The organism is Aerococcus christensenii (assembly GCF_001543105.1).
GTDB lineage: Bacteria > Bacillota > Bacilli > Lactobacillales > Aerococcaceae > Aerococcus > Aerococcus christensenii.
This window is the reverse complement of the sequence record NZ_CP014159.1, coordinates 1,092,898-1,104,185: the sequence shown is the minus strand read 5'-3', so window position 1 is coordinate 1,104,185 and position 11,288 is coordinate 1,092,898. Positions and strand designations below refer to the sequence as shown.

The window sequence follows — 11,288 nt, the reverse complement described above, 5'->3', positions numbered from 1 at the left end:
CTTAAAAAGTCTTGACCTCCCTAAAAGGCCAAGACTTTTTATTTCGTTTCTATTTGTAAGAACTGACGAATCCTAGCTGCTTTCTTCGTACCTAGAACAACATCTAATTGATGACTCTTTGCAATCGATAGAATATAAATCCAACCGCCTAAAAGTCCAATCACTGCTAATTCGATCAAGGCACCCAAACGATTAGTAGGGCCAACCCAGCCTTTCATTAAAATGAGGAGAAGGCCTCCTCCTAAAACCATCCATCCACTTGCTTTGAATGCTCCTAACAAACGTTTAATAACCGCTTGAGCCGATAGATTCACTCGGCCGTGGATAACCATAAAATAGTAGGCACACATATAAACAAAAGCCAAGAGGGACGCATACATGGCACCTTCACTTCCAAAAACACCTAAGAGTGGGAATTGAATTAAAAGTTTCATACCTACGCCTAACACAATTCCAAACATGGCTTTCTCCTGTTCATCCATAGATTGTAAGGTCATAACCAAAACATAGAAGAGGCCCATCGGAATTGCCATCAAACATGAAATTTGAAGATACCATTCTCCTAAAGGATCATAAACGCCGTACAACAATTGGTAGATTGGCCCCGCCACCAAGGCTAAGCCTAAAGAGGCTGGTAACATCACTAAAGCAAATAAATTTAAAGTGTGGAGAATCACTTCCCGGGTTTTCTGGAAAGTTTTCTTCATTTCTTGAGCACTTAATTTTTCCACTGGAACATGGGTAAGTTCTCGAATGTAAGTATCGGTAACCACAGGGACTGTGGTCGAAGAGATCGCTGTTGCGAATGACAGGATAATCTGAATAACCCGCCGTGCATTCGCATTAAATACTCCATATTCATACACCAACTGATCATGACTCAGGCCGCTCACTCGTTGCATAATCGGAATATAGGTATTCATATCGACCAGATTGATCATCTCGATAATAGACCCCGTAATCACAAAAGGAATAGCAATTTTAAAGATCTCAAGTAAAAGGCTGCGGGTAGAGACAGGATTAGTATCCACATAGCCCTCTGGTACTTGATAATAACTTCTTCCCCTCCAGTAATAATAACCGAGAGTTAAGATAGCCACAAAAGCTCCTATAAAAGCTGCAAATGTCGAATGAGCTACCGCTGTCGCAACGGACCCATCTAAAACTTTTCGTATCAAATAAACAGTTAGTAACATGTAAAAGACTCTAGCGATCTGTTCGGTTACTTGAGAGACAGCGCTCGGCTTCATTTCAAGGTAAGCTTGGAAAAATCCCCTAAAAATCGATAAGACTGGAATCAAGGCGAGAGCAGGTACCAATGATCGAATAACTAAAACCACTTCTTCTTCACTTGCTGCCGGTAAATTTTTCGATAGAACAGGCGCTGCTAGGTATAATACCAAGGCACATACCAGTCCTGTTACCGTCATCATCACCGTCCCGCTTTTGAAAAGGCGCTGACTTGTGCCATACTGTCCCCGTGCCATATAATTGGTCATCTGTTTAGAGATAGCGGCTGGAACCCCAGCAATGGCAATCGATAAAAAGATCGAATAATAATTATAGCCAATACTATAAAGGGCGTTGGCCTGCGTTCCAGTATGAGGATCGCCAATCCACCTCATCCAAGGAATAATATACAAAACTCCCAAGATCCGAGAAATCACACTGGCAATGGACATCCAGGCAGATCCCTCATTTAATTTTTCTTTGGCGCGTTCATCTCGGTTGAGCGCCTGCTGTTCTTCTGTCTTATTCGGCATGTTTCTTCTCCAACTCTTCTTCAATAATGTTTTCAGTCCTATAATCTTCTCCATTGTACTCAAATTCTATGATCAATTCAATCATTGAAGAAGATTCTTTTAAGAACTTCCTTTGACAGAAAATCCCCCAACCTACTCTACCTTAGGAGGAGGCTGGGGGGGAATCAAGTGATCTATTAGTAGGAGAAAGTCATTTCTTGCCCGGCTTCGCAGGAGAAGGATTCCCTTCTTTCCGTCTTCAGGTCTTTCTCTAAAGACTTCATAAAGAGATAGAGAAGCCTCCATAACCTAAAAGGATCCAAAAAGAAATCAACCGCCACTCAGGGTATAAGGCATTCAGACTAAAGAAAGACTCATTCAAGCAACCAAACATAACCAGCACTTTCCCCAAGATTTTTTGTTGTCTGGCTTAGCACAGACTTGATAACTTCTCCAAAGGAACTTGGCAAAAAAGAGGCAAGTCATAAGGCCCATGATCCCTGAAAAGAGCGGTTCAGTCACAGAATGCGTAAGAGCTACCACATTGGCCACACTTGAAACAATAAGGGGAACCAATAACTTCCTAGGATTCATGCTTACCACGTTCCAATTACTGGATTAGGAAACTTTCCATTCCACTCTACAACCATATAAAGTCCTTGTCCATTATAAGAAGCTTGAAGAGCATAATAGCAAATTACCGAAATGCCACCAAACGCTCCTATCATAGCTCCTATAACTGTCCCTATCCCTGGTGTAGCTACTACAGTTCCTAATGCAGCTGTCATCGCAACTGGTCCAGCTTGCGCAGCAGCAAGTAAAAATTGTTGTACTTCAGGATGTGTAAAATAAATCTTCCAATCTGAAACAGTTACACGATCTGTATATCTTTGTTTGGTCATTTTTGAAAAAGCGATTAATTGTTCTACTTTTTCACATTCAACATCTGTAAACTGATAAATTTCTTTTAATTCCTCTTTGGAAAGGTCTAAATAAAGTGTTCCTTGAAAATCTATTTTGAAATACATCAAAACTTTGGTTAATTTATTTAGAAATTCTTTGTTCTCACGAGAAATGCTTTTAGAAATAAGATTTGATTGATCAGATACAATAACATCACTTTTCAAACTGTCTGCTTTAACTACTGAAGATTGGAAACACAAACAAATAAACGCCACAACAAACAAACTAAAAAATATCTTAATAGGTCTCTCAAATATTTTCATATCAGTCCTCCATTGGGTATCACATTCGCTAAAACGTTCATCTACTTTTCTAATCGATGCATCAATTTTCAAATAAATTTATAAAACTCTTTATACCTAGTTTTCAAGAAAGCGCCTTCTTATCTTGCCCTTATCATTTATTGTCAATGCTGTTAATGTCCTTTTTATCTTAAAACATCCATTTTTAGAAAACGATTCTTTATTTATATTTTTATAGAAATAAGAACCTCATAGAATATAAATTATCCCATTCTCTCTTCTTTATACTTTTCTACACAAGCTTTCCTATTTCCGATTATTCTACAAAATAAAAAGAAACTCTTTAGACTTCAACAGCTCGCTATCCACTAGCAAGAACTTGTTACTTCCTAAAGAGTTCCTTATAATCAAAATAAATAAAATTTTACTAATTTTTCTCTAACCTTCTGCTCTCTTCTCACGACAAGACTGTGCAAAAGTTGCAAATTTTTCTCCAAAAGCTTCGAAAGCCATTCCTTCTTGGTTGACCTTAGGTTTTTGAATAGAAGTTTGAACGACTTGACTCAAGCTGTCCACCGCAAATTTTGTGCTTTCTTCTAAGGAAGCCCCATTTTCCATTGCTCCCACTACAAGACTAGCAAAAATATCACCCGTCCCATGGAAGCGGCCAGCAATAAAGGGGGCCTGTAAAAGTTTCTCAGTGTGAGTGGATGGATCAGAAACATAGGCTCCTATTTGTCCCTGACCGTCATAACCAGCCCCAGTCACGATAAGAGCGGTTGACTTGCTCTGATGACTAAGCGTATCGACGGCAGATTGAATATCTTCCAAACCAGCTACGCCTTCCTGATAAGGGAGGTCAAATAACAATGCCAATTCCGTTTGATTAGGAAGCAAGACATCTGCCAGTTGCGCTAAACTCTTCATTTTTTGAGCATACGCCGCATCGAAACCTGTATAAAATTCTCCATTATCTGCCATCACAGGATCTAAGTAAAACTTAGCGCCTGGCTTCAATAGGCTTGGAAGTTCTTGAATGAGGAAGTCAATCTGATCACTGCTTCCTAAATATCCAACATAAGCGGCATCAAATTGCAGGCCTAGTCGCTTCCAGTGAGCCACAATTTTTTTCATTTCTCCACTTAAATCCAAGAAAGTAAATCCTTCAAAACCTGAGCCTGTATGAGTAGAGAGAAGTGACGTGGGAAGAAGTGTCCCACTCACTCCCATCATACTAAGTAAAGGTAGGGCAACTGTTGAAGAACACTTTCCATAACAAGAGATATCATGAACGAGTAACACATTGCGCATGTTCTCTCCTCCTTAGTCTTTATCCCTTCACCACAAAATTCACTAATTTACCCGGTACAGCAATCACTTTAACAACAGTTTTGTCTGCAATGAGAGATTGAACACTGGCTTGTTTTTGAATAAATTCCCTTAAGCCTTCACGGTCCAAATCTGTCGGAGTCATTAAACGCTCACGGATCTTCCCGTTCACTTGAACCACAACTTCCACTTCTTCTTCTTGAAGTTGACTTTCATCATAAGTTGGCCATGGTACATAGGAAATTCCTTGTTGACCGGTCACAATTTCCCAGAGTTCTTCACCTAAGTGTGGGGCTACAGGTGCTAATAATTGAATAAAGCCCTTCACATATTCATAAGGTAAATTGTCCACCTTATTGGCCTCATTAACGAAGACCATTAATTGAGAAATTCCTGTATTGAAATGAAGTTTTTCAAAATCTTCTGTAACTTTCTTAACAGTTTGATTGTAAATCTTGTCGAGTTCACCCGTATTGACAGTTGTGACATGATCTCTCAAGCGTCCTTCGCTATCTACAAACAAACGCCATACACGATCCAAGAACCGACGAGCCCCTGCTAGCCCTTCTTCGCTCCAAGCAATCGACGCATCCAAAGGTCCCATAAACATTTCATAAAGGCGAAGCGTATCTGCTCCGTAACGTTCGACAATATCATCCGGATTGACCACATTTCCTTTAGATTTTGACATCTTTTCATGGCCTTCTCCTAAAATCATCCCTTGGTTAAATAATTTTTTGAAAGGTTCAGGCGTTGGAGAAATTCCGATATCATAGAGGAAGAGATTCCAAAATCTTGCATACAATAAGTGAAGAACGGCATGTTCAGCTCCCCCAATGTAGAGATCCACATTCATCCAGTACTTGGCTGCTTCTTCACTAATTAATTCTTTGCCATTGTGTGGATCACAATAACGAAGGAAGTACCAAGAAGATCCTGCCCATTGTGGCATGGTGTTGGTTTCCCGTTTTCCATGTAAACCTGTCTTTTCATCGTAGACATTAATCCAGTCTTCAAAATTGGCCAATGGCGATTCCCCAGTTCCTGAAGATTTAATGTCGCCGCCTTCTGGTAGAAGTACAGGAAGATCTTCTTCTTTGACAACTGTTGTTGTCCCATCTTCCCAATGAATCACAGGAATAGGTTCTCCCCAATAACGTTGACGAGAGAAGACCCAGTCTCTTAATCGGTAAGAAACTTTAGATTTACCGAGGCCTTTTTCTTCTAAGTAAGCAATTGCCCTTTGCATAGCGTCTGCTTTGTTTAAGTCATCCAAAAAGTCAGAATGAATATGCTTGCCGTCTCCAGTATAAGCTTCCTTGGAGAGATCTCCTCCTTCAATGACTTGTTTAATAGGAAGGTCAAACTGATGTGCAAATTCATAGTCTCTCTGATCATGTCCAGGGACGGCCATCACAGCTCCTGAGCCATAAGAGATCAAGACATAATCCGCTACCCAAATTGGTAACTTCTCTTGATTAATAGGATTGATCGCATAGGAACCGGTGAAGACACCTGTTTTTTCCTTGGCTAAGTCTGTCCGCTCTAAGTCAGATTTATGACTGATCGACTCAATATAATCCTCTACAGCCGCTTGATTCTCTGGAGTCGTCAATTCTTTAACGAGAGGATGTTCTGGGGCTAAAGCACAGTAGCTTACCCCAAACAAAGTGTCTGGGCGAGTGGTAAAGACTTGGAAGCTTTGATCACTATCTGCAACTTTAAAGGTGACTTCTGCCCCTTCTGAACGGCCAATCCAGTTTCTTTGCATTTCTTTAATGCTTTCTGGCCAATCTAAATCATCTAATCCTTCTAACAAACGATCTGCATAAGCGGTAATCTTTAAGACCCATTGTTTCATTGGGCGGCGTTCTACTGGGAAACCTCCCCGTTCACTCTTACCGTCAATTACTTCTTCATTAGCTAATACAGTTCCTAAACCTTCGCACCAGTTAACAAGAATCTCATCTTCATAAGCTAAGCCTTTTTCATAAAGTTTTGTGAAAATCCATTGAGTCCACTTATAGTAATGAGGATCTGTCGTAGTAATTTCTCTATCCCAATCATAAGAAAGTCCTAGAGATTGAATTTGTCGTTTAAAAGTTTTGATATTTTTCTTTGTGAAGCCCTTAGGTGTATGTCCTGTGGTTAGGGCATATTGTTCTGCTGGCAATCCAAAAGCGTCCCAGCCCATGGGATGCAAAACATTAAAGCCTTGAGCCCGTTTCATCCGAGACATAATATCTGTTGCCGTATACCCTTCTGGATGCCCGACGTGAAGACCTGCTCCTGAAGGATAAGGGAACATGTCTAAGGCATAATACTTAGGTAAACTTTTGTCTTCCAAAGTTTTAAAGCTTTTATTCTCCTGCCAATACTTTTGCCACTTCTTTTCGATTGTCTTGTGATTAAACACCATTCTTCTAACTCCTCTCAACTATCTGATATTCCTAAAAAAGGGTACAAAAAAAGCCCTTCTATGCTGTTGCATAAATAGGACGACGCATCGTGGTACCACCTATCGTTGGTTCTTATCTTCCCCTTAACGCGGGTGAAACGGCACACATGTGCTTGAATCCTTGGCTGAGTTCACCATTCAGATAGGATGTTTTCACCAACCACATCCTCGCTTTTTTACCTTTACTGGCTACTAGGTCCAATTCCTATTCATATACTGGTATTCTATCACGCTTTCGTATGCTTTTCAAATCTATTCTGGGGGAATTTCAGAGTAAAAACTTTTCTTCCAACTTTTTTCAAAAATAGATTTCAAATAAAAAGCCCTCAAAAGTTAGATTTTATCTATACTTTTGAGGTCAATTATCTAATTATTTAATTTTTGAAACTTACCTCATGCATCATTATTTTAAAGTAACCATGCAAGCGATATCTCCTGCGTGTATTTCCCCTAGGCTCTCAAAAGAAATTGATGCTATTTTATCATTTCCATTTGTAAAAACTAAAACGCAAGTTTTTTCAACATTCTCTACTGAGTAAATAGACTCAATATCCATCTCGGTTAACAAATCACCTGTTTCAACATGGTCGCCTTCTTTAACAAACGAATTGAAGGGCTCGCCATTTAATTCAACAGTATTGAATCCTAAATGAAGCAATACCTCTAACCCTTCATCAGTAGTAATTCCAATTGCATGTTTTGTTGGAAAAACTATTGATATTTTTCCAGATATCGGAGCTTTAATTTTTCCATCAATAGGTTCAATCCCAAACCCATCTCCTAAAAGCTTTTGTGCAAATACTGGATCCCCTACTTCTTCAAGAGCTACATACTTTCCATTAGCAAAAGCGTGCACACTCTTTTTTATTGCCTTTTCTTTTTTAAAAAATCCAAACATTTATCTTCTCCTTAGCTATTCTACTATAGTTAGTAAAGACGTTATATCAGAGTACTATATGTATTGATTCCATATAATTTTCTAGTACCTATTTATCTATGTCCAGTAGCCATTTTTAACCAAGTTAGCCTTCTGCCTTTAACTGTAAGACATAGTTGATAAATATTTTCAGGGACGGGCATCCAACTTATACCAACATCGCCAATAGCATGAATATCAGCACCAGTCTGTTTGGACATTACTGCACATTTGCGAACAGTATCTTCATCTGCCCCCTCCACAGATCCATCTAAAAAGTTCATTACTAAAACTCCATTTTTATAGGTATGGGCTAACTTCACTAGTTCTCTGATCTCGTTAACTACTACGCCAGTACGAGATCCTGGCATAGGCAAGCAAATGACATCAGCACCAGCATCAATTAATTCTTTAATATATTTCTTAGACTCTTCAAAGAACAGAGGATCTCCTAGGACTTTCTCTCTGGTTCCATCTTCCCATTTTCCAGACCAAATCATTATATTGTCCCCTAAGATATCTTTAGCGTTTCTTGTCGCTTCAACTATTGTATTCATAGTCGTTCCTGATCCTGGATTTCCTCCAAGAATAACAAAATCTGCTCCTTCATCTTTAAGTTTTAGTAAGTTCTTTCTACTTGCAATTCGTTCAGGACGAATTAATTGCACGCTTGATGCTGCTGAAGAACTAGCATCATCTTCTAGACCACATTCTAGATAAATGCCTAAAGGTCCTGTAGTAATCTCTCTTATTTCCTTTAAAGATAAATACTTATTTGTAATTTGCCCCTCTTCATATATTGGCGTTTCAAAAGCAGGCATAGGACTCCCATCCATTGGATAACCATTAAATAAAACCATATCTGCACCAAATGCAAATGACAACTCAACATTAGTAGTATCTTGGATTAATGACCCAAACCCAACATAATTTTGAACTAATACTCCCCTGCCTTCACTTGCTTTAATACTTGCCTTTAATTCCTGACTACTAACCTCTTTAAATTCGCTTTTACTACAATTTATTAGTCGTCACATACATTAAGCTCCTTTATTTAATATTTAAAATTAAACTTCGGGTTCTTTAAAACCAAATAAATAAGTTAGTACTGCTGAAACAACTACACAGATGCTAAGCCCGATGACTGCATGTAAAAAATTGCCTGGTTCTCCACCAACAAATGTTGGTAAGGTTGTTAATCCACCGAAAACCATTGCATGAGCAGTGACATGATTAAGCCCTAAATAAGCACCACCGATAGCTCCTCCAATTAAAGCAGCGACAAATGGACGTTTACGAGGAATAGCTACACCATAAATAGCAGGTTCTGTAATTCCTGAAAATGCAATAGTTAGAGCAGTGGTTAAAGCAAATTTCTTAACCTTACCTTGTTTGCTTTTTAGCCATACACCAATAGCCGCCCCCATCATGGCAAAGTTAGTTGCGAAAGTAAATGGAACAATATAGTCATAACCTTGTTGAGCTATATTTTGAATCATAATAGGGTTGACAGCCCAGTGTAAGCCCACCGAAACAAGTGCATTCCAGCCTCCACCTACAACAATCCCCGCAATAAGTGCATTGGACTCAATTAATCCGTTAATAATTGTAGCAATAAAGTTACTCAACCATACCGTAACTGGTCCAATAGTCATAAGTGTAAATGGGATCATGATTAAGAAACTAAACAACGGAACAAAAACTAAATGTCCGCCTTCTGGAATAATTTTCTTCAAGAATTTTTCTAAATAAGAATACAGCCATATAGCCACAACGATCGGTAAGACAGTAGAGGAATAGTTCATTAAGACTACTGGTATACCAAAGAAGTTTGTTGTAGCCCCATTTCCTATATTGCCCATCATAGCTATTACATCAGGGTGAATCAAAGCAGCGCCTATAATCATTGCAAATATAACATTTACATTAAAATAACGTGCTGTCGTATACGCTAATAATACGGGTAAGAAATAAAACACCGTCATAGCACATATGGTTAAAATTTTATAAGTACCTGACGTTTCAGCTATCCAGCCTAATTGAACTGATAATAGGGTCAAACCACGAAGAATACCTGCACCAGCAAAAGCTGATAACAAAGGGGCAAATATACCAGAAATAACAGTGAAAATATTTTGCTTGGTTTTCTCGCCTTCTTCTATCGACGATGACTCATCTGTTATTCCTCTTATTTTTTGTAATTCATCGTATACTTGAGTAACTTTATTTCCGATAATAATTTGATATTGTCCCCCTTTTTGAACGACTGAAATAATATCATCTTTAGCATTAATTTCTTTGGTATTTGCTTTAGACTCGTCTTTTAAATTAAAGCGTAATCGTGTAGCGCAGTGAGTAACATTATTAATATTGGATTCACCGCCAACTTTATCTAGTATAAACTGAGCAATCTCTTTAGTAGTCATTGTTAGACACCTCCCTTTCTTTAACAATTCAACTTAATATTACTATCATTATCTAAATTTTGTTTCTCTTCAATTTCAGAGATCATTTCTACACGTTTTGCATGACGACCACCTTCGTATTCCGCACTAAGCCATTCTTCAACAATCATTTTAGCTAATTCTAAACCAACTACACGTGATCCAAATGCAAGGATATTAGTATCATTATGTTGTCTTGATAATTTGGCAGAATAAGGTTCGCTACAGCATACAGCTCTAACCCCTTTTACTTTATTTGCTGCAATAGAAATACCTACACCTGTACCACAAATTAATACCCCTTTATCATATTCTCCGTTAACTACTGATTCGGCTACCTGTTTAGCATAAATAGGATAATCTGTTCTTTCAGTCGTATAGGTTCCAAAATCTTTAACTTCATGCCCCAACTTTTTTAAAAATTCGATAATTTCAGGTTTTAATAATTGTCCTACGTGATCTCCACCAATTGCTATTTTCATCATCGTATCTCCTTATATTTATTAATGCTTCTTAGTAATTTTTATATTCTTGAATTAATTTTTTATAGCTTTTTTCTTTTCCAAATAACGCGGAAGTACCTAAAATAAAACCTCTAACCCCCTTTTGAGATAAAGTTTTAATCCTTTCCGGCGAAATCGCTCCATCAACACTTATTTCAAAATTATATTTTCCTTTTAAATCCAGTAAGCGATCGATTTTATCATCCACAAAAGGTAAGTATTTTTGCCCTGCAAAACCAGGGTTTACAGTCATGACCAATACGTAATCACATAATGGAAATAATTCTTTTACCATTTCAATAGAAGTCCCAGGATTAATAGCTATACCAGCTTTTTTACCCTTAGCACTAATTTTCGCTAAAGTTCTAGCTGGATGCATATCAGCTTCTGGATGAAAATAAATAATATCTGCGCCTTTATCAGCGAAGAATTCAACATATTCAAAGGGATTAGAAATCATTAAATGAACATCAATGAGTTTATCAGTTGCTTGACGAATAAATTCTAAATCATGAAGTCCCATTGCAAAATTAGGTACAAAATCTCCATCCATAAAATCTAAATGATATTCATCTGCGCCAGCTTCATCCAATTCTTTAATTTCTTTTTCTAGATTTCCATAATTAGCACACATCATCGACGGACAAATCCAAATTTTTTCCATGAGTATCTCCTAACTTTTTTCATAAAA

At 38.1% G+C, this 11,288-nt stretch carries 9 protein-coding genes; all 9 read right to left on the bottom strand.

The features are described from left to right. Positions 1-38 precede the first annotated feature (38 nt). The 9 genes from AWM71_RS05280 to rpe all read right to left on the bottom strand — a co-directional run bounded on the left by AWM71_RS05280 (position 39) and on the right by rpe (position 11,261). Positions 39-1,763: a putative polysaccharide biosynthesis protein gene (locus AWM71_RS05280; RefSeq protein ID WP_060776972.1), complete on the bottom strand. Its 1,725-nt coding sequence runs from the start codon at positions 1,761-1,763 to the stop codon at positions 39-41. Between the two features lie 575 nt (positions 1,764-2,338). Continuing rightward, positions 2,339-2,968 (bottom strand): glycine zipper 2TM domain-containing protein, encoded by a 630-nt coding sequence (locus AWM71_RS05270; RefSeq protein WP_060776970.1) that lies wholly within the window; start codon positions 2,966-2,968, stop codon positions 2,339-2,341. A gap of 417 nt (positions 2,969-3,385) precedes the next feature. Then, the gene (locus tag AWM71_RS05265; RefSeq protein WP_060776969.1) at positions 3,386-4,258 is read right to left on the bottom strand and encodes a PfkB family carbohydrate kinase; all 873 of its coding nucleotides are present in this window, start codon (positions 4,256-4,258) and stop codon (positions 3,386-3,388) included. A gap of 19 nt (positions 4,259-4,277) precedes the next feature. Then, the gene (gene leuS, locus AWM71_RS05260) at positions 4,278-6,695 is read right to left on the bottom strand and encodes a leucine--tRNA ligase (RefSeq protein ID WP_060776968.1); all 2,418 of its coding nucleotides are present in this window, start codon (positions 6,693-6,695) and stop codon (positions 4,278-4,280) included. Positions 6,696-7,137: 442 nt separating this feature from the next. Then, positions 7,138-7,632 carry a PTS sugar transporter subunit IIA gene (locus AWM71_RS05255; RefSeq protein WP_060776967.1) on the bottom strand — a complete coding sequence of 165 codons (495 nt, stop codon included), beginning with the start codon at positions 7,630-7,632 and terminating at the stop codon, positions 7,138-7,140. A gap of 92 nt (positions 7,633-7,724) precedes the next feature. Then, complete coding sequence (locus AWM71_RS05250) at positions 7,725-8,675, bottom strand: DUF7916 family protein (RefSeq protein ID WP_455300544.1); 951 nt, start codon at positions 8,673-8,675, stop codon at positions 7,725-7,727. Between the two features lie 42 nt (positions 8,676-8,717). Continuing rightward, positions 8,718-10,076 carry a PTS transporter subunit EIIC gene (locus AWM71_RS05245; protein WP_060776965.1) on the bottom strand — a complete coding sequence of 453 codons (1,359 nt, stop codon included), beginning with the start codon at positions 10,074-10,076 and terminating at the stop codon, positions 8,718-8,720. A gap of 20 nt (positions 10,077-10,096) precedes the next feature. Continuing rightward, a complete protein-coding gene (gene rpiB / locus AWM71_RS05240) occupies positions 10,097-10,576 on the bottom strand; it encodes a ribose 5-phosphate isomerase B (protein WP_060776964.1) in 480 nt (159 codons plus the stop codon). A gap of 31 nt (positions 10,577-10,607) precedes the next feature. Further along, the gene (rpe, locus tag AWM71_RS05235) at positions 10,608-11,261 is read right to left on the bottom strand and encodes a ribulose-phosphate 3-epimerase (RefSeq protein WP_060776963.1); all 654 of its coding nucleotides are present in this window, start codon (positions 11,259-11,261) and stop codon (positions 10,608-10,610) included. Positions 11,262-11,288: the final 27 nt, after the last annotated feature.

Excerpts from the sequence above, each read along its gene's own strand:
- rpe (WP_060776963.1), bottom strand. The coding sequence starts at position 11,261 with ATGGAAAAAATTTGGATTTGTCCGTCGATGATGTGTGCTAATTATGGA.
- AWM71_RS05280 (WP_060776972.1), bottom strand. The coding sequence starts at position 1,763 with ATGCCGAATAAGACAGAAGAACAGCAGGCGCTCAACCGAGATGAACGC.
- rpiB (WP_060776964.1), bottom strand. The coding sequence starts at position 10,576 with ATGAAAATAGCAATTGGTGGAGATCACGTAGGACAATTATTAAAACCT.
- AWM71_RS05245 (WP_060776965.1), bottom strand. The coding sequence starts at position 10,076 with ATGACTACTAAAGAGATTGCTCAGTTTATACTAGATAAAGTTGGCGGT.
- leuS (WP_060776968.1), bottom strand. The coding sequence starts at position 6,695 with ATGGTGTTTAATCACAAGACAATCGAAAAGAAGTGGCAAAAGTATTGG.
- AWM71_RS05265 (WP_060776969.1), bottom strand. The coding sequence starts at position 4,258 with ATGCGCAATGTGTTACTCGTTCATGATATCTCTTGTTATGGAAAGTGT.
- AWM71_RS05255 (WP_060776967.1), bottom strand. The coding sequence starts at position 7,632 with ATGTTTGGATTTTTTAAAAAAGAAAAGGCAATAAAAAAGAGTGTGCAC.
- AWM71_RS05270 (WP_060776970.1), bottom strand. The coding sequence starts at position 2,968 with ATGAAAATATTTGAGAGACCTATTAAGATATTTTTTAGTTTGTTTGTT.